This is a genomic window from Corynebacterium hansenii (assembly GCF_030408795.1).
Lineage (GTDB): Bacteria > Actinomycetota > Actinomycetes > Mycobacteriales > Mycobacteriaceae > Corynebacterium > Corynebacterium hansenii.
In genome coordinates this window covers 849,039-866,961 of the sequence record NZ_CP047211.1, presented here as the reverse complement: position 1 = coordinate 866,961, position 17,923 = coordinate 849,039, and the positions used below count along the sequence as shown (strand labels likewise).

The 17,923-nt window shown below is 65.7% G+C and carries 15 protein-coding genes; 9 read left to right on the top strand and 6 right to left on the bottom strand.

The genetic code is table 11. The features are described from left to right. Positions 1-151 precede the first annotated feature (151 nt). From CHAN_RS03920 to CHAN_RS03905, 4 genes are all read right to left on the bottom strand, one after another. The gene (locus CHAN_RS03920; RefSeq protein WP_048742870.1) at positions 152-943 is read right to left on the bottom strand and encodes an ABC transporter ATP-binding protein; all 792 of its coding nucleotides are present in this window, start codon (positions 941-943) and stop codon (positions 152-154) included. Then, complete coding sequence (locus CHAN_RS03915; RefSeq protein ID WP_290292001.1) at positions 943-1,971, bottom strand: ABC transporter permease; 1,029 nt, start codon at positions 1,969-1,971, stop codon at positions 943-945. Before CHAN_RS03915 ends, CHAN_RS03920 begins: the two co-directional genes overlap by 1 nt. Beyond that, entirely contained in the window at positions 1,968-2,960 is a 993-nt protein-coding gene (locus CHAN_RS03910) for an ABC transporter substrate-binding protein (protein WP_048742871.1), read from the bottom strand. Before CHAN_RS03910 ends, CHAN_RS03915 begins: the two co-directional genes overlap by 4 nt. A 964-nt stretch (positions 2,961-3,924) precedes the next feature. Continuing rightward, positions 3,925-5,289, bottom strand: a complete 1,365-nt coding sequence (locus tag CHAN_RS03905; RefSeq protein WP_290291997.1) for an MFS transporter — start codon at positions 5,287-5,289, stop codon at positions 3,925-3,927. Between the two features lie 89 nt (positions 5,290-5,378). Between CHAN_RS03905 and CHAN_RS03900 the strand changes: the two genes are divergently transcribed. The 4 genes from CHAN_RS03900 to CHAN_RS03885 all read left to right on the top strand — a co-directional run bounded on the left by CHAN_RS03900 (position 5,379) and on the right by CHAN_RS03885 (position 10,679). Then, positions 5,379-6,995, top strand: coding sequence for a cation:proton antiporter family protein (locus CHAN_RS03900; RefSeq protein WP_290291994.1), 1,617 nt, complete (start codon positions 5,379-5,381; stop codon positions 6,993-6,995). 116 nt (positions 6,996-7,111) lie between these two features. After that, the gene (locus tag CHAN_RS03895) at positions 7,112-8,155 is read left to right on the top strand and encodes a DUF4272 domain-containing protein (protein WP_290291991.1); all 1,044 of its coding nucleotides are present in this window, start codon (positions 7,112-7,114) and stop codon (positions 8,153-8,155) included. Positions 8,156-8,407: 252 nt separating this feature from the next. Next, the gene (locus CHAN_RS03890; RefSeq protein WP_290291987.1) at positions 8,408-9,988 is read left to right on the top strand and encodes an alkaline phosphatase D family protein; all 1,581 of its coding nucleotides are present in this window, start codon (positions 8,408-8,410) and stop codon (positions 9,986-9,988) included. 151 nt (positions 9,989-10,139) lie between these two features. Further along, positions 10,140-10,679, top strand: a complete 540-nt coding sequence (locus CHAN_RS03885) for a hypothetical protein (RefSeq protein ID WP_290291984.1) — start codon at positions 10,140-10,142, stop codon at positions 10,677-10,679. A gap of 52 nt (positions 10,680-10,731) precedes the next feature. On the opposite strand, the gene CHAN_RS03880 is transcribed toward CHAN_RS03885, so the two are convergent. Continuing rightward, the gene (locus CHAN_RS03880; RefSeq protein ID WP_290291982.1) at positions 10,732-11,244 is read right to left on the bottom strand and encodes a hypothetical protein; all 513 of its coding nucleotides are present in this window, start codon (positions 11,242-11,244) and stop codon (positions 10,732-10,734) included. 172 nt (positions 11,245-11,416) lie between these two features. Here CHAN_RS03880 and CHAN_RS03875 point away from each other — a divergent pair, with 172 nt between their 5' ends. Then, positions 11,417-13,456 carry a KAP family P-loop NTPase fold protein gene (locus CHAN_RS03875; RefSeq protein WP_290291978.1) on the top strand — a complete coding sequence of 680 codons (2,040 nt, stop codon included), beginning with the start codon at positions 11,417-11,419 and terminating at the stop codon, positions 13,454-13,456. A gap of 48 nt (positions 13,457-13,504) precedes the next feature. Here CHAN_RS03875 and CHAN_RS03870 read toward each other — a convergent pair whose 3' ends face one another. After that, positions 13,505-14,707 carry an MFS transporter gene (locus CHAN_RS03870; protein WP_290291977.1) on the bottom strand — a complete coding sequence of 401 codons (1,203 nt, stop codon included), beginning with the start codon at positions 14,705-14,707 and terminating at the stop codon, positions 13,505-13,507. A 545-nt stretch (positions 14,708-15,252) separates the two neighbouring features. Between CHAN_RS03870 and CHAN_RS03865 the strand changes: the two genes are divergently transcribed. The 4 genes from CHAN_RS03865 (at position 15,253) to CHAN_RS03850 (ending at position 17,668) form a co-directional block, all read left to right on the top strand. Beyond that, on the top strand, positions 15,253-15,576 hold the full coding sequence (locus CHAN_RS03865; RefSeq protein WP_290291974.1) for a hypothetical protein: 324 nt from the start codon (positions 15,253-15,255) through the stop codon (positions 15,574-15,576). Next, a complete protein-coding gene (locus CHAN_RS03860) occupies positions 15,563-15,883 on the top strand; it encodes a hypothetical protein (protein WP_290291972.1) in 321 nt (106 codons plus the stop codon). The genes CHAN_RS03865 and CHAN_RS03860 overlap by 14 nt, the downstream gene beginning before the upstream one ends. 146 nt (positions 15,884-16,029) lie before the next feature. Beyond that, positions 16,030-16,530, top strand: a complete 501-nt coding sequence (locus CHAN_RS03855) for a hypothetical protein (protein ID WP_290291969.1) — start codon at positions 16,030-16,032, stop codon at positions 16,528-16,530. Between the two features lie 70 nt (positions 16,531-16,600). Beyond that, positions 16,601-17,668, top strand: coding sequence for a DNA adenine methylase (locus tag CHAN_RS03850; protein ID WP_290291967.1), 1,068 nt, complete (start codon positions 16,601-16,603; stop codon positions 17,666-17,668). Positions 17,669-17,923: the final 255 nt, after the last annotated feature.

Genomic DNA, 17,923 nt, shown 5'->3' with positions numbered 1-17,923 from the left:
ACATGGAGATGCTGCGGCTCACCCACCCCCAATCCGCAGATGCGCCAGTTCCACCACGCCGAAACGTAGATGCGCCAGTTACATGCAGATGCGCCCGTTGCAACGGGAGTATCTGCATGGAACTGGCGCATCTGGAGGTGGGAGGACCGCCCTACCCCAGGAATGCCTTGTCGGACAGGGTGGCGCCCTTGATCTTCACGAACTCCTGCAGCAGATCATGCACGGTGAGCTTCGCCTTCGTCTCCGCGGAGGCCTCGTAGACGATGCGGCCCTCGTGCATCATGATCAGCCGGTTGCCCAGGCGGATCGCCTGCTCCATGTTGTGGGTGACCATGAGCGTGGTCAGCCCTCCCTCCTCGACGATCTTGTGCGTCAGCTCGGTGACCAGCGCCGCACGCTGCGGGTCGAGCGCGGCGGTGTGCTCGTCGAGAAGCATGATCTTCGGGTGCGTGAACCCGGCCATCAGCAGCGACAACGCCTGCCGCTGCCCGCCGGACAGCAGCCCGACCTTCGCGGTCAGGCGGTCCTCGAGGCCCAGCTCCAGCGACTTCAGCTGCTCGGCGAAGATGTCGCGCCGCGCCTTCGACAGGCCCAGGCGCAGGCCGCGCCGCTTCCCGCGGAGGTACGCCAGCGACAGGTTTTCCTCGATGGTCAGGCTCGGCGACGTCCCGGCCATCGGGTCCTGGAAGACGCGCCCGATGTATTTGGCGCGCTTGTGGTCGGGCATCTTCCCCATCGGGGTGCCGTCGACGGCGATGTCGCCGGAGTCGATGGGGATGCGCCCCGCCACGGCGTTGAGCAGGGTCGACTTGCCGGCGCCGTTGGAGCCGATGACGGTGACGAAGTCGCCCGTCGCCAGCTCCAGCGACACGTCGACGAGTGCGCGGCGCTCGTTGGCGCTGTTGGGGAAGAACGTCTTGGAGACGTTGCGGATGGTCAGCATCAGGCCTTCACCTTCCCGTCCGCGGCGCCCGCGGCTCGCGCGGTGCCGTTGCTTGACGACGCCGACGCCGCCGTGTTCGGCGTGACCGCATCGGCGCCGGCACCGTCGCCCGCGCCGGCCCCGGCCGCGCCACCGTCGCCGTCCCGGCCCCGGTTCGCCCGGGTGCCGGCGATCGCCCCGCCGATGGCCGAGCGCCACTGGGGAACCAGCAGCGCGATGACCACCAGCGCGGCGGTGATGAACTTCATGTCGTTCGGGTTCAGCCCCAGCTCCAGCGCGGCGAAGATGATCAGGCGGTACAGCACCGCGCCGACCACGACGGCCGCGGCCGACAGCCACAGGAAACGCTGGCCCAGGATCGCCTGGCCCATGATCACCGACGCCAGCCCGATGAGGATCAGGCCGATGCCCATGGAGTTGTCGGCGAAGCCCTGGTACTGCGCGAAGACCGCGCCCGCGGCGCCGACCATGCCGTTGGACAGGGCGAGCGTCACCAGCTTCGTGCGGTCGGTGGACACGCCGAAGGACCGGATCATCGGGCCGTTGTCGCCGGTGGCGCGCACCGCCAGGCCGAAGTCGGTGTTCAGGAACCACACGATCGCCGCGGTGATCGCCGCGACGACCACCGCGAAAATGCCCACCGACGCCCACGTGCCCATCAGGCCCGCCTCGCGCATCGGGGTGAAGATCGTCTCCGCGCGCAGCAGCGGCACATTCGACGACCCCATGATCCGCAGGTTCACGGACCACAGCCCGATTTGCGTCAAGATGCCCGCGAGCAGGCCGTCGATGTTCCCCTTGGTGTGCAGGAGTCCGGTGATCAGGCCCGCGGCGAATCCCGTCGCAAAGCCAGCGGCAATGGCCAGGTAAGGGTTCCACCCGGCCAAGATGGCCACCGCCGCGGTGGCGCCGCCGGTGGTGAAGGAACCGTCGACCGTCAGGTCCGCGAAGTTGAGGATGCGGAACGTGAGGAACACGCCCAGCGCCATCACCCCGTAGATGAGGCCGAACTCGACGGCGGGGATCATGCCTTCTCGGCCTCGTTCAGGATCTTCTCGGGGATGGTGACGCCCTGCCGCTTGGCGGCGTCCTCGTTGACCATGTAGGTGAACTGCTTGGCGGTTTCGACGGGCATGGTCGCCGGGTCGGCGCCCTCGCGGAGGATGCGCAGCGCCATCTCGCCGGTCTGGCGGCCCAGCTCGTTGTAGTCGATGCCCAGGGTGGCCACGGCGCCGCCCTCGACGGTGCCGGACTCGGCGCCGATGACCGGGATCTTGGCGGTCTCGGCGGCCTGGATCAGGGAGGAGATGCCGGAGACGACCAGGTTGTCGGTGGGCACGTAGAACGCGTCGACGTCGCCGAGGGCCTGCACGGCCTGCGGGATTTCGGTGACGTTGGTGACGGTCTGGGTCATGATCTCCAGGTCACGCGACTTCGCGGCCTTCTTCGCTTCGTCGACCTGCACCTTCGAGTTGACCTCGCCGGAGGCGTAAACGATGCCGACCTTCTTGGCGTCGGGGACGATTTCCTTGAGCAGGTCGAGCTGCTTGTCCACGGGCGCGGCGTCGGACGTGCCGGTGACGTTGCCGCCGGGCTTCTCCATCGAGTCGATGAGGTCGGCGGACACCGGGTCGGTGACGGCGGTGAACAGCACCGGCGTGTTCTGGACGTTCTGCGCGGTGGCCTGGGCGGCCGGGGTGGCCACGGACAGGACCAGGTCGAGGTTCTTCGACCCGAACTGCTGCGCGATGGTCAGCGCGGTGGACTGTTCGCCGTTGGCGTTCTGTTCGTCGAATTCCACGTTCACGCCGGCGTCTTCGAAGGCCTTCTTGAAGCCCGCGGTGGCGGAGTCGAGCGCGGGGTGCTGGACCAGCTGGTTGATGCCGATCTTGTAGCCGTCGCCGTCGCCGCCGGCGTTGTCGCCGCCGCCGGCGCCGCCGTCGGATGAGCAGCCGGTCAGGGCGAGGGCGCCGGCGGTGAGGATCGCCGCGATTTTGGTTTTGCGGGACGTGAACATGGGGAGCCTCCTGTTGTTCCGGAAGGGACAGTAAAAACTTATCCGCCGGGTGGTGGTTCCAGAAGGGCCGCAGCGGTTACCGGTGGTTTTCGGGCCGGGCGGGGGCACCCGATGCGCCCGGTTTGTGGGGTTCGGGGGTGGCGGGCGGCGGTACGGGTGCGGGCCCGACTGCCGGCGGGTAACGGGCGCCAACAGTGCGCGCCCGACTGCTGGCGGTGCGAGGCCAGCTCCCCGCCCGACTGCTCGCGATGCTGGCTCGGCTGCCGGCTCAGGCCTTCGCTTTACGACGGCCCGTGTTCCCCCCTCCTAAAAACGCACCCGCGTGACGACTGCCCGTGTTCCGCCTCCCCAAAAACACCCGCGTGCCCACGCCCGTCTTCCGCCTCCCCAAAAAACACCTGCTTAACGACGCCCACCTACCCGCCCGACGCCCCACTCTCCTCACGTCGGAGTCCCCGACCGACCGGTGACAGGCCGGTCCCCTGCTCACGGCCGGCGCATCCCGCGGCTTCGTGTCATATGGTCAACGCTCCTGAGTAGCAAACCTGACCACCTGCGGTTCCCCAGCGCCCAAAACATGACCGTCGATCAAACGACACGACGGTGCACGTCACCCGTCCGCGAAGCCGCCCGCGAACCCGGCCAAAAGCTCGCCCGCACCCCACCCGCCCCACGTCATAGGCACCCACCGGACCGCGACATGCTGGCCCCTCGCTCACGCCAGGCCAGTCCCCTGCTCACGGCCGGCGCATCCCGCGGCTTCGTGTCATATGGTCAACGCTCCCGAGTAGCAAACCTGACCACCTGCGCTTTCCCAGCGTCCAAAACATGACCGTCGATCAAACGACACGACGGCACCCGCAACTACCCGCTAACCCGGCCGAAATCCGGGCAGCCCGCGCAAAACCGCGGACACCACTGACGACGGTCGGCGCGCTCAGGAACGGGATGAAGGTCGCCCGAACTAGGGGCGCGCGGCAGCGGCCAGCTCATCATCGATGGTCGTGGACGCCGCCGCACGAATCCCGACCGCGCCCATCAGCACGGCGCTGACCACGAGCGCGACGAGAATCTCCCGCCACTGCCCCGTCGCGCCGTACACCGCCCCGACCACGACCGGCCCCGCCCCCGCCACCAAATACCCGTACGGCTGCACGAACCCGGACAACTTCGCCGTCACCACATGCGAGCGGCTGCGGGCCGGGATGAGGGCGATGGCCGTCGGGAAGCAGAAACCGCCGACTCCCAGGAAGAAGGCCCAAAGGAGGGGCAGGTGGGCGTCGAAAAGCAAAAGCCCCAGGTACCCGCCCGCGGTGGCGATCGCAAAGATGACCACGAAGGGCGTCAGCGTGCGGGCGCGTGCGATGAGCATCGGCATGACCAGCCCGCCGATGACGTTCAGCCCGCCGACCAGCGCCAACGCGATCGTGCCGGTCGCCGCCGACGCGCCGTTGTCGCGGTAGATCTGCGGCAGCCACCCCATCTGGACGTACGCGTTCATCGACTGCAGGCCGAAGAACACCAGCAGAAACAGCGCCGTCGGCGAACGCCACATGGGGACTTCGAGCGCGGGGTCGGGAGCCGAGTCGGGCTCGGCAGCCTTCGTACCGGCGCCGGCCCCGGCCTCCCCCGCGGCACCGGTCACACGGCGGCGCCGGGCGTCGTCGCCAAGCTTCGCGACGACCACGATCCACACCACCACCTGCACCGCCGCCGGCACGGCCCACACGCCCAGCGCCCACTGCCACGCGCCGTCGCCGGAAAACACCAGCGCGCTCAGCGGGCCGGCGGCGCCGGACAAGCCGAGCAGGGCGCCATAGGCCGTCATCAATGCCACGACGTGCCGCCCGCCGTGCCGCTTGATCCACGCCGGCAGCAGCACGTTGGCCACCGCGATGCCCGCCACGACGAAGCCCGTGAGCACGATGAACACCGCCATCGCCCCCACCCACGGCCGCGCCGCCAGCCCGACCAGCGTGAGCGCGGCACCAAGCGCGATGGTCCGCGTCAGCCCCAATCGCATTGCGACGGGCACCGCCCCCAGCCCCAACAGCGCGAACAGGAATCCGGGCATCGCCGTGATCAGGCCCGCCTGCGACGCCCCCGCCCCGAACGCGGCGAGGGCTTCCTCCAGCACCGGGCCCACCGACGAAATGCCCGCGCGCAGGTTGACCGCGACCGCGACGACGGCGGCGAACAGGAGCGGGGCCGACAGGAGCGATGCGGTGCCGGGGCGCTTCGCGGTGGTCTGCTTCGGGGCGGAGCGCTTGAGGGTGGAGCGCTTCGTGCCGCGACGCATGGGGGTGGGGCGCTTCGGGGTGGGAGCCATCCGACCATTAGGCGCCCGAATTCGGGGTCACGTCAACTCGCCCGGGCGGCGGCCTCGAATGAATCCGGGCCGGGCGGTACATTTTGTTCATGGAGTCCCTGTACCTGACGGTGATCTTGTTCTCGATCATCGGCGGTCTGGGCGCGACGGTTCTGCGCCTGCCGCCGCTGATCGGTTTTCTGGGCGCCGGTTTCGCCACCAGCGCGGTCGGGATCACCGAGATCCCGTTCCTCGACGTCCTGGCGGAGCTGGGCGTGACGGTGCTGTTGTTCACCATCGGGTTGAAGTTGAATCCGCGAGACATCGCGCAGCCGCGGGTGATCGGCACGGCGGCCGGCCATGCGGTGACCAACACGGCGGCGTTCGCGGCGATGTTCGGGCTGTTGGGGTTGCTGCCGTTGGCCGCACTGACGGGGTTGGACGTCAAGGCGCTGATTTACGTGGGCATTGCGGCGTCGTTTTCGTCGACGGTGTTCGTCATGTCGCAGTTGGACGACAGCAACCGGGGCGATTCCGTCGTCGGCCGCATCGCGCTGGGCGTGCTGGTGCTGCAGGACATCATGGCCGTGGGCGTGCTGGTGTTTTCCACGGGCAAGGCGCCGGCCCCGTGGGCGCTGGCGCTGCCGTTGCTGCTGCTGATGCGCCCGCTGGTGAAGCGGATGCCGGACCGGATGTTCCGCACGGAGCTGCTGGTGCTCACGGGCATCGGCATCGCGCTGGGGGCGTATTCGCTGTTCGAGCTGGCGAACGTGTCGGGTTCGCTGGGGTCGCTGATCGCGGGGATCATCCTGTCGGGCCACCCGGTGGCGGACCGGTTCTCCGATGCGCTGATCTCGGTGCGCGAGCTGCTGCTGGTGGCGTTTTTCATCGAGATCGGCCTGGGCGGGCTTCCCGACGCCGGCGGTTTCCTGGTCGCCGGGGTGCTGGCCGTGCTGCTGGCGTTGAAGGCGGTGATTTTCGTGGCCTTCCTGCAGCGGATGGGCCTGTCGAACCGCACGAGCGCGCTGGCCGGGCTGACGTTGGCGAATTATTCGGAGTTCGGGTTGATCGTCATTTCGGTGGGCGTGGCCAATGGGTCGCTGGCGTCGTCGTGGACGTCGATCATGGCCATCGCGGTGGCGGCGAGCTTCATCGTCGGGTCCGTGGTCATGGCGAAGGAGGACCGCATTCTGCCGTGGCTCATGCGCTTCATCCCGGAGGTGCCGGAGGAGCGGCTCATCCCGGACGAGCGCCCGGTGCAGATCCGCCACGCCGATGCGCTGGTGCTGGGCATGGGGCGCGTGGGCGCGGGCGTGTACCGGCGGTTGAGCGACACGTACGGCAAGCGGGTGTACGGCATCGAGTTCGACGAGAGCCGCATCGAGGAGCTGCGCCGCCGTGGCAAGAAGATCATTTCGGGCGATGTGACGGATCTTGAGCTGTGGCGGCGCATCGAGCTGGATTGCGAGCCGGAGTTGTTCGTGTTGGCTCTGCCGGCGCACCGGGACGGGATGACGCTGGTCAAGGCGATTCGCGAGCATTACCCGAACGCGGTGATCGCGAGCACGACGCTGGCGCGCGAGAACAAGCGGGCGCTGCTGGCGGGCGGCGCGGACGTGGCGGTGTACCTGTACCAGGGCGCGGGCGAGGAGCTCGCGGACCAGGCGATGACGGCGGTCATGGCCCCGCCGTCGCCGGAGGCGGGTGCGCGGGAGCCGCAGGGCTGAGGCCGGTTGCGGCGGGTCTTCGCTTGATGACGGCCCGGCGCGTCCGCGGTTTCCGTGTGGGAACCGCGGGCACCCGGGGCGTGGGCGGCCGGTTCCCCGGCGGGATCGGTTGGACCATGGAAGAATCGATGGGCATGTACATCAACGCCTATGCAACGGTCCGCGACGAGATCCCCGGCCCCTACTCACAGCAACGCGGGACGGATGATCCGCAGCTTGCCGAGCACCTGCAGGGGTTCACCGGCTTCGTGTGGGAGCGCGGCGGCCAGGAGATGACGTCGAGCATGTTCGGGCTGATCCGCCACATCGGGGACACGCGGCGGCAGTACGTGTTCGAGCGCGAGGATCTGCGCGGTCTGGAGGAGTGGGCGGAGCAGACGAATTCGGTGTTCTTCATGCCGGACGGGTCCGTCGTCAATGCCCGTGGCGAGGACATCGTCGCCGGTGGTGCCGTGCCGTATCACCCGGCGGCGAGGGAGCGGGCGCTGCGGGTGCGGGCGGGTATCACGAAGGACACCGGTGCGACGCTGCCCGGGCATTATCCGCCGGTGCGCGGCGAGGCCGAGGCCGTGCTGCGGGAGCCGCGGGAGATCGCCGACCGGATCCTGTCGTTGATCGCGGTATCGGAGTTGGCCGGGTTCTTCTTGGGAGAGTCGGCGCCGCCGCTGGAGGCGGTGCGCGGGGTGCTGCCCGGCGCGTTCGACACGCTGACGCCCGCGGAGAGGCGGTTCATCGAGTTGCTCGAGTCCGGCGTGACCGCCGAGACCGACTCCCCCGCCGGCGAAGAGGCGCGTCACGCGGCGACGCAGCTGGCGTGGCAGGCGGTGGCGGCGCAGATGCTCGCGCATGTGGCGGGCATCCGGGAGATTCCCGAGGGGCAGATCGTCGTCGACCCGTGGCCGCTGGTCAAGTGGGTCGCCGATAACGGCGAGGACGCCGTCCGCGAGCGGGCCCGTGCGCTGATCCCGCTGCCGCGGATCTGCGACATGTACGAGTTCGTGCATTCGATGCGGTGGATCGCCGTCGACGAGCAGCTGCACCCCGAGGAGCCCGCCACCATCGACGAGCAGACCGCCGGCACGCTTCTCGAGTGGCATCGCGCGCTGTCGTGGCTGTTCAACGTCGACGCCGACTGGGATGACGTCGACCTGTCGACGTAGGGCGGTCGAGTAGGGCGGTGATGTGTGGGGCGCCGGTCGCCCCGTGTCTCCGCGCCGCGCCCCGAGGCATTTCGCTTTGGGGCCTTCCGCTTTGGTCCCTTCAGCTCCGAGGTCTTCCGCTCCGCGCCGCGAACCTCATATTCAGTTCCCGTTCACCTCATCGCAGCACTGCTGCTACCTGGGTTGCCTAGCGTGTCGCGGGCATCCGTGAGCCCATTGCCCCCGCCCGCACCCCAGGAGTTGAACCCGACCATGAAGATCTCGCGCCGCACCGCCATCAAAGCCACCGGACTGAGCAGCGCCGCCCTGCTGCTGCCGGTGTCCGCGTGCTCGAACGGCCCCGACGCGTCCGCCACTCCGGGGGCGGGCTCCTCCCCCGGGCTCCTCGCCGATCGGCCGTCGCTGACGCATGGCGTCGCCGCCGGTGACGTCCGCGCCGACGGCGGTCTGATCTGGGCGCGGTCGGATCGGCCGGCGCATCTGATCGTGGAAACCGCCGCGACGCCGGACTTCGCCAACGCCCGCGAGTTCCGCGCCCCCGCGCCGCTGACGCCGGAGACCGACGGCACGGGCCGCGTGCGCCTGGTGGGACTGGAGTCCGGGCAGGACATCCACTATCGGGTGCGTCTCGAAGACGTCGATACGGCCGCCGCGTCCGAGCCGATCACCGGCGTCTTCCGCACGGCCCCGACGGCCCCGGACGACATTCGCCTGCATTGGTCCGGCGACGTCGCCGGCCAGGGCTGGGGCATCAACCCGGATGTCGGCGGCATGACGGGCTTCGCGGCGATGGCCGACCGGAACCCGCACCTGTTCATCCATTCGGGCGACACCTGCTACGCGGACGGCCCGATCGAGGAGACCGTCGCGCTTGACGACGGCCGCACGTGGCGCAACGTCACCGCCGACGCGAAGAACAAGGTCGCGGAGACCCTCGACGAGTTCCGCGGCCAGTACGCCTACAACCTCACGGACGACAATTGCCGGCGCTTCAACGCGTCGGTGGCGCAGGTGGTGCAGTGGGACGACCACGAGACCACTAACAACTGGTACGCGGGCGAGATCCTCGACGACGACAAGTACACCGAGAAGAACGTCGATGTCCTGGCCGAGCGCGCCTACCGCGCGTTCCACGAGTGGCAGCCGTTGGACGAGAAGATGGCCGTCGACGGCCGCGTGTACCGCAAGATCGCCTACGGGCCGCTGCTGGACGTGTTCGTGTTGGACATGCGCACGTACAAGGACGACAACCGTCGGGCGGGCGCGGGTGCCGGGGAGGATGGCACGATCCTCGGCGCGAAGCAGGTCAGGTGGCTTGTCGACGAGGTTCGCGCCTCCCGTGCGACGTGGAAGGTCATTGCGGCCGATCTGCCCATCGGGATCATCGTGCCGGACGGCAAGAACGGCGATCAAGAGGGCGTCGCCGATGGCCGTCCCGGTGCACCGCGGGGCCGTGAGTCGGAGCTGGCGAAGGTGCTGTCGGCCATCAAGGAGGTCACCAACGTCGTGTGGCTGACCGCCGACGTCCATTACACCGCGGCGCACCACTACTCGCCGGAGCGGGCGGCGTTCCAGAATTTCAAGCCGTTCTGGGAGTTCGTCTCAGGGCCGCTCAACGCCGGCGCCTTCGGCCCGAACGACATGGATCCGACGTTCGGCCCCGAGGTCGTCTACGTCCATGCGCCGGACGAGGACAACCAGAATGCCTCGCCGCTGGATGACTTCCAGCACTTCGGCGAAGTCGACATCGACGGCCAGTCGCGCGACATGACCGTGCGGCTGCTGACCACCCGCGGCAACGTCCTGTGGGAGAAGACGCTTCGACCCGAGTAGATCCCCGTTCGCGTTCCTTCGCGCCGAGAAAACCACCGTCCGCGCCGTTTCCCGCCGAGTAAACCGCCGTCGGCGCTGCTTTGCGGTGCGGAGCGGGCGGTGGTGTGGCAGCGTCGTCAAGCAAACCCGTGGAGCACGAAAGGCGCAGGACATGTCTTCCCCCACTTACCTGGCGGCGCGGGGCTCGTTCGAGGAGTTTCGGACGGCGTTCGACGGCGACGGCGGCGATGTCACGGAGTTGCTGATGGACGCGTTGACCAATCGCGACGGCGACGCGCGGGCGGACATCGCCGGGTTCCTGCTGGATCGGGGCGCGGATGCGTCGGTGGTGGCGTACGGGCAGAATGCACTGTCGGTGCTGATCGGGGCGCATGAGTGGGTTGGGCCGCGGGATGGCGGGTTGTTTGCGCGGCTTGTCGACGCCGGCGCCGACGTGAATTACCGGGAGCGGCGCGGTAAGCTGGTGATTCACCTGGTGGCGAAGGCCCGCGTGGAGGACGAGTCCATGCGCGCCCCCATGTGGGCCGCGCTTTTCGGGCAGCCGAGGCTGGACCTGTCGAAGCCGGTCAACGCCAGGCGGGGCGACGGGCCGACGATGCTGGAGTGGTCGGAGAAGTTCGCCGCCCGCCGGCCCGAGCGGCACGCCGTTTTGGAGGGGTACCTGGCCGCGTATGCGGAGGGGCGGGGCTGAGGTCAGGACCGTGCGGCGCGGCTGAGATCAGGCCGCCACGGCGCGGCTGAGGTCAGACCCGCACGGCGTCGGGGAAGAGTTCGGTGAATTCGGCGACGCTGTCGTCGGGAAGCCAGATGTAGGTGCCGCCCTGGCCATTGTCGATGTACAGGCGAGTGCGGCCGGGGACGGTGCCGAAGTCCTCGAGGACGCGGTCGTGGACGTCGGGGTCGAGCCAGTCGTCGTCCTGCTTGAATTCCAGGCGCACGGGGCGGCCGTCGAGGGTGTAGGTCAGCCACGAGGTGCCGCCGTCGAAGTCGATGTGCGAGGCGACGTCGGTGACGCGGTCCTGCTTGGCCGTGGCGCGGGCCCAGTCGAGGACCCAGCGGGTGTAGGCGTCGTCTTCTTCGATCATTTCGGTGTCGTAAAAGAGCACGTGCGAAAACGCCGGGCGGTCCTCGTCCTCGCCGATGAGAGTGAAGATAGGCTCGTCCTCCCAGGTGGGGATGGCGGCGGGGTTCTGCAGCTCCAGGCCCAGGCGCTGCAGCGTCGCGATGAGGTCTTCCTGATTCAGGTTCTCTGCCATGCCGAGGACGGTACCCGCGGGCGGCGGGGCTGTCGCGGGGATGGATTTGCGGAGTGGCACAGGAGACCCAACCGCCCTGCCGTTAATCGCTGGCCGACCGGCCTACCCCCAACGATGGGGAACTCATCGGATATACCCGACGAAAGACCCCGTACACCCATATTCTATTCGCATGACGAAATCAACGGACAATCCTACGTTCTACGGCACAACCGACGAGCCAGCTCGCACGGATCAGCTTTCCTTTCAAGCCCAGGTTAAGGGCCTGTCCGAGTTCATTCAGAAGTGCCCCACCCCAATGACGATTGCCATCCAAGGAGGTTGGGGCAGTGGGAAGTCAACGATTCTCAAACTAATTGAGGACGAGCTCAAGAACAGCACGACGGGCCACTCGATCAAAACAGAAACCATCGAAACGTGGCCCCTCGCCCACACCAACTCCGAAGAAGACATCCCCGCCGCGTTCGTCGCAGAAGTCTTCGACAGGATGACGTCGGACAGCAAAGAAAAGAAGGAGAACAGGAAGAAAATCTTCAAAACGATAAGCCCAAGCTTTCGTAGGACACTTACGAATATCGCGGGCAGTTTCATGGGACCCGCCGGCAACATGGTATCCGCCGGTATCAATGAGGCGCTCGACGCCATCACACAGAACGGAACGAGCCGCAGCGAAGCACAAGAAATCCAAGAGGAATTCAAGCAAGACGTTGCCCAGCTGCTCCGCGACCCCAACACGAACGAGATCCCAGAGGGGAGCCGACTCGTAATTTTTGTTGACGATCTCGATCGCCTACCCCCCGCCCGTGCAGTGCAAATTATGGAGACCCTCAAGCTCTTCATCAATTCAAGGCACTGCATTTTCGTTTTGGCAATCGATTTCGATGTCGTCGCCGATGGAACCCGGGCCATCTACGGAGACTCGATGAGACAAGATAAAGCCAGAATGTTCTTTCACAAGATCATCCAGGTACCTTTCAACGTCCCGTCCCCCGGAAAGGAAGTCGAAAGTTACCTAAAGGAAATTCGAAAAGACTGGCCCGACAATACGGATCTCAGCCCGTGGGCCGAAGTTGCCATGGGGGCACTCGACTCGAACCCACGCGCCATCAAGCGGGTTTTCAATGCCATGAGCCTGCTCAAGCTGATTCGAGCCGAGCAAGGACACAACGAAGTGGGTCAAGAACGCAAAGAAGCCGATCGTGACGAATTCTTTGATTTCTGCCTGTTTACTATTTTGTGCATTCAAAACGTTGACGATATGCTGGCCAGCCAATTGATCGAGGACATCCTTGAACACGAAAGTTACAGGGATTTCGTCACTCTTGAAACCGACGAACAGGCGCTTGAGTCAACGCAGGACGCCGATTGGGAAGCCGACGACACCAAGCAAGCGGACTCCCCGGAAGGCGACGCCCCCGATTTGTGGAATCGACCCGTCGGCCACTCACGTTTCACCTCTGCCGAACTTCTGAAGAAACACCCAATGACCTCGTCGATTTTCGAGCTCGTCGACGATGCAACGGACGCCAACGAAGGTTCATCGAGTTCGAAGAACGACGCGAGCGAGGAGACACTCAAAGCAGCAGCACGACTGTGCAGCCTCACATCGCTCGTCCATACACCATCTTCCAAGAAGAGGTCCTCACGACCGCCGGCGGGCATCGATTCGGCGCGGGGCCACTTCCTCTCGCATTTCACCCCCAAGAAGGGCGAATGGTCAACTACCATCTTCGACGCTGTCGCCGAAGCGTTCAACCGCGCTGAGCTGGATCGCAGCATCATCGTGCGGGCAAGTTCCAACGAACGACTTTTCTTCGATCTGAGCCCTGAACTTCCGCTGCCGAAGGACGCACGTCGCAAATCTCGCAGGCTCGCGGACCTCCGATTCACTTCCACGGGACGATTTACTCCCTACATAAACATCCCCGACCTCGAATACAAGTCCGTCGACTCCTTGAACGAGGAATTCTCACACTCTCAAAACTCCGCCCTGAAGGAGACCTTCGCCCTTCTCTCAACGATTGATGAAAAGAAGGATGGCGAGAGCTGGTCCGGAGATGCTCGCATCATCCCAGCGCGAAACAAGGGAATCGGTACCGGATATCAGCTTGCCCAGGTTAAAAATGTTGAAACCGCGAAGAATTTCGCTGCTTTCATGGTCGAGCACTTCAAGGACACTCTCGAGAAGTGCGCGGTGGACGGAGTGGAGTAGAGAACCTCTTCGGGGCTTCGGCAATTCGGCCGGATCCCGGAGTGCCGCTCACCCGCGCGCACCATCTATGCTGGAGCGGAGCAGCCAGACATTGACGCCGAGACAGAGCACAAGCAGCGCTCCGACAAGCAGGTAGGCGGCGGTAAGACTGACTCCCAGCACCGCTCCGATCACCGGTAGTGCGAGCACGGTGAGGACGCCGATGACCGCCTGCCGCAGCGCGCCAATCTTGCCGACGGCCCCGGTGCCGACGGCGCGCTGCAGGATGCTCACCTGTTGGCTCGACGAGACCGCCACGCCAGCTCCAAGAACCAGAGCGCCAGCACATACGAGCAGGCGGCCCGCCGCCGGCACCACGGTCCCCGACGCGATGACGAGCAGACCGGCGACCTGCGTGATGTACCCGCGCGAGATGGCGTTGCGCAGTGCGGACTCGGTTGTCCGTCCGCCGAATCCGATCAACGCGACCCCGCCGGCACCCAGCGCGAATAGGGCATCGAGAATGCCCAGCCACAGCGTATCGCCGAAGACGCGTTCCACGAGTGGAGCGAGGGCCACCGTGAACGTGGAGATGGTGACGAAGTCCGCACCAATCAGCAGAACGGCGATGAATCGCCGGGGTTGCCCCACGGCGTCGCGAAGCAAAGCGCGCCAGCCGGCTTGTTCGTGATCGCCAACGTCAGGCAGTGGGGCGACGCCGGAGCGCGCGATTGCCATCGCGACGGCCGAAAGCCCGAATGCGACGGCCGCGGCCGCCAGGGCAGCGTTGACGCCGCCGAAGGACAGGAGGAATCCCGCGGCCGCTCCGCCGAGGATCTGCCCGGCCTGGACGGACACCGTCCACCGCATGTTGTACTGCGGAAGGTCAGCCGGATCGACGCTGCGGGCGCCGGCGGCGAATATGCCCGCGCGATAGAAGGGGCGCAGGATGTTGATGACTATTCCCAGGGTGACCGCGGCCGCCGTGACGGCACCGGGAACCAACAGGTAGGCCGTGACCGACACCGCGGCCAGGGCGGCGGACCATAGGCACAGCAGCGCCGCGTTGACGCGGTCGGACAGGCTGCCGGCGACGGCGCCGAGGATGATGGGGCCGAGGTATTCCATGATCACGACCGCCGTGAACGCCGCGACCGAGCCGGTCGATTCGAACAGCCCCTGCCCCAGCGCGATCGCGTAGCCGCCCGAGGCGAAGTTGAACAGTCCCGACCCCGCCAGCAGCGGGGCACCTGGGATGCGTTGCCGAGGCATCAGCGATCGCCCCCTGATGGCTGCTTCACGACGTGCCGGCCGGTGAAAGCGGTCACCTGATCGCTTGCCTCGGCGTTTACGTCTTTGCTGTACCCACTACGAATGAGCCTGCCGCGTGGCTCGTGGCTGCACTCGCGGGTGAGCAATGTCCTGCCGATACGAGGCGTGGCCTGCCGAGCAGCGGCGTCTGCTTCGGTGCGGGTGGGTGTCATCGGTCCTGCTACGTGGATTGCGTGTTGGCTCGGACGAGCGGAGGGACCGTGGACACGTTAGTGCCATAAACCGTCCGCGAGGCCGTTCCGGCGAATTCGTCGTCGTGCGCGGCGTGGAATCGCGGACCGTCTCCGAAGGCCGTAGATGCGGAACGTTCCAAATGAGCCAACGGATAACGGTGTTGCATTCCTCATCTCCTCGAAGGTGGACGACGGTAACCGAATAAGAGAACCCTTCTGGCCACAAAGACGTTCGAAGGCGCGGTTCGGCGATCCGCAGGTCCGCCTACCATCGGCTGCGGCAGTACACACACCAAAAGGAAAGGCGCCACCATGGAGTGGTTTGAAGAACACCGCAGGCTCGAACTCACCGAACGCAACATCACCACGCTCCTGGCAAAACTCGACGATCCGAAGTCGTGGGGGATCATCGTTCCTGCGGGGCACCAAATCAGAGTTCGGGCGGTGGAGTCCGCCTACCCCGCGACGGTGGCGGAAGAACTATCCAATGGGGATGTTCTGATCACGCGAGAGCAGCTCGTGGCGCTTTCCACGGAGGGCGCGAGCGTTCACGTCGAGGACATCACGGTTGTGTCGGTTTCCGACGCGGCGCACTACTGCCCGCCCTTCCAGCGAGGTGTACATGCCCAGCAGTGATACGAGAGTGCCGCCCAACATGGACCATTGGCGCTTCCCGCACATTTGCGAGGTCTGCGGCAAGGAGGAACTTCTCACCCGTCACGAGGCGTTCAACGCCGGCTGGGACTATCCCCCGGATCACGGGAAGTTCGGAGTGATCAGCCCCCGATGCTGCCCGAATTGCCCGAACCAACGGACACTGTGGTGGGCCATGGCGGTCGAGAAGTACACCGAGGACATCCTGTCGGAGAGGCACCTCAAGACTGCGCGGCGAATCCTGGCGAAGCCGGATGATCTGCAGATTCCCTACTCGATGCGCCCGTAGTTCTGCGGCCTCTCACCATCGTTTCCCTTCAACCGACCCGCGACAACAAGGAGTCCCCCATGTTCAGCAGGAAGATGATCGCAGCGGCACACCGCCGGCTCGGGCTGCCCGCAGACCCGATTTCCGTCTAGGATAAGAAGATTGAGATGGAACAGGCATTCGAGGAACGCCTGCCGGGTCTCGAAAAAGCGATGCAAAAGAGGTATCGGCAGGAGAACCCCGAGAACAGCAATCCGATTCCCCACGAACCACTGAGGATCATGTACCTGCGGGCGTACAACCAGATGCAGGAAATGGCCTGTCACGCCCCGAGTCTTGTAGACAGTGCTTATCTGACAACGACAAGCTCAGTGTCGACAGGTTCGGATGATGGTTGCATCCGATGGGCACGTGGGACCGCGAAGCTCGACGACCGCAAGTCGGGACGAAAGCTCCATGCCGGGGACAGAATGGTGGCGGTTCAGGCGGTAGATTTCATTGACGTCTCAACCATCCGGAGGCAGATCGCGTCCAGCGTCACCTCAGCGGCATTCGAGCAGCTAAGAAGGCTCATGGTCGAGGTACCACCCCCGAATGCCAGGCGAACAACGGCCGAGACCTACCGGCTGTGCCGAGCACAAGACGCTAGTGGGAGCGTCCTCGACTGATAGCGTTCGAGTGATAACTAGAAGAGAGCATCTGCTGCGCTGATTTGCGCAGGGCAAAGGAGGAGGAGCGGTGGGAGTTCGCTACATCGGGAGCAAGGCGCGCGTCGCGGACGCGATCGTCGACCTAGCGGGGGATCCTCGCGGCGGACGTTTCATCGACGCATTCTCCGGCACCGGTGCGGTCGCCGCTGCAGCCGCGTCGCGAGGCTGGAACGTTTCGGTGAACGATGCCTTGCCGTCGGCCGTCGCGATGAGCATTGGCGCGACGGTTGGGCAGGGCAACGTCCCGTTCGTCGGCTTAGGCGGATACAACAATGCCGTCAATAAACTCAATGCAGTCACTGCCAAGCCCGGATTCCTGCACTCCGAGTACAGCCCGGCGTCAGCACTCACCGGAGAAGTTGAGCGCCGCTATTTCACCGAGCACAACGCCGCACGACTCGACTCAATGAGAGCTCAGATCGCCACGTGGGCCGCGGCCGGGCGCCTGTCCAACCTTGAGGAAGAGCTTCTGATCGCTGATCTGCTGCAAGCTGCCAACAGCGTTGCAAACATTTCCGGTACTTACGGCTGTTTCCTAAAAGACTGGTCCTCCACGGCACTCCGCCCGGTACAGGTTCGAGCCCGCGAACTCCCTAGACGTACAACTGATCTCCGTGCGTCCGTTGGAGATGTGACCTCAGTTGCGACCACAATCAACGACACCGTCTATCTAGATCCTCCATACACGAAGCGACAGTACAGCGCCTACTACCACATCCTGGAGACGATTCATGCGGGCGACTCCCCAGTCGTCGGCGGCGTAACCGGACTGCGCCCATGGAAGGATAAGGCGTCGGACTACTGCTACAAGACACGAGCTCTCGACGCTCTCACCCGCCTGGTTCGTGGGACCAACGCACGGCGGATCCTTCTCAGCTACAGCAACGAGGGGCACGTTCCGCGTGAGCAGCTTCTCAACGCCATGAGTGGAGTCGGCCAAGTGACGCTACACGACATCAAGACGATCGGCCGTTACCGGCCCAATGCGCGAGCGTCGGCAAAAGCAGACACAGTCGAAGAGTACGTGATCGAGGTGCAACCGACCCCGCTTACTCAGCAGGCCGGCAACAACCAACGCTCGACGGTGCGCGCGTGAAAAGCCTTGAACAGCGCCTCCTCGCGCACGCTGATCGCATCCTTGACGAAGCTGCTGCTGAAGTCCTTCCCCAAGGTAGCCGCACAGACGCTCGCCTAGCCGTATTGGAGGCAGCTTCGTCCACAGCAGGGGGTTGGGACTTGGCCGACTTCCAACGGCTCATGCGACGCGACCCCTCGCACCTACAGACAGACCCGTTCCCCTGGGCGGAAAAAGTCCTCGGAAGTATCGCGAGCACCGGGATACCGATAGCCC

What these genes read in the sequence shown, in the direction of transcription:
- CHAN_RS03920 (WP_048742870.1), bottom strand. Translation starts at nt 943, where the DNA reads ATGCTGACCATCCGCAACGTCTCCAAGACGTTCTTCCCCAACAGCGCC.
- CHAN_RS03875 (WP_290291978.1), top strand. Translation starts at nt 11,417, where the DNA reads ATGACGAAATCAACGGACAATCCTACGTTCTACGGCACAACCGACGAG.
- CHAN_RS03895 (WP_290291991.1), top strand. Translation starts at nt 7,112, where the DNA reads ATGGAAGAATCGATGGGCATGTACATCAACGCCTATGCAACGGTCCGC.
- CHAN_RS03905 (WP_290291997.1), bottom strand. Translation starts at nt 5,289, where the DNA reads ATGGCTCCCACCCCGAAGCGCCCCACCCCCATGCGTCGCGGCACGAAG.
- CHAN_RS03890 (WP_290291987.1), top strand. Translation starts at nt 8,408, where the DNA reads ATGAAGATCTCGCGCCGCACCGCCATCAAAGCCACCGGACTGAGCAGC.
- CHAN_RS03865 (WP_290291974.1), top strand. Translation starts at nt 15,253, where the DNA reads ATGGAGTGGTTTGAAGAACACCGCAGGCTCGAACTCACCGAACGCAAC.
- CHAN_RS03860 (WP_290291972.1), top strand. Translation starts at nt 15,563, where the DNA reads ATGCCCAGCAGTGATACGAGAGTGCCGCCCAACATGGACCATTGGCGC.
- CHAN_RS03910 (WP_048742871.1), bottom strand. Translation starts at nt 2,960, where the DNA reads ATGTTCACGTCCCGCAAAACCAAAATCGCGGCGATCCTCACCGCCGGC.
- CHAN_RS03915 (WP_290292001.1), bottom strand. Translation starts at nt 1,971, where the DNA reads ATGATCCCCGCCGTCGAGTTCGGCCTCATCTACGGGGTGATGGCGCTG.
- CHAN_RS03885 (WP_290291984.1), top strand. Translation starts at nt 10,140, where the DNA reads ATGTCTTCCCCCACTTACCTGGCGGCGCGGGGCTCGTTCGAGGAGTTT.
- CHAN_RS03880 (WP_290291982.1), bottom strand. Translation starts at nt 11,244, where the DNA reads ATGGCAGAGAACCTGAATCAGGAAGACCTCATCGCGACGCTGCAGCGC.
- CHAN_RS03900 (WP_290291994.1), top strand. Translation starts at nt 5,379, where the DNA reads ATGGAGTCCCTGTACCTGACGGTGATCTTGTTCTCGATCATCGGCGGT.
- CHAN_RS03855 (WP_290291969.1), top strand. Translation starts at nt 16,030, where the DNA reads ATGGAACAGGCATTCGAGGAACGCCTGCCGGGTCTCGAAAAAGCGATG.
- CHAN_RS03870 (WP_290291977.1), bottom strand. Translation starts at nt 14,707, where the DNA reads ATGCCTCGGCAACGCATCCCAGGTGCCCCGCTGCTGGCGGGGTCGGGA.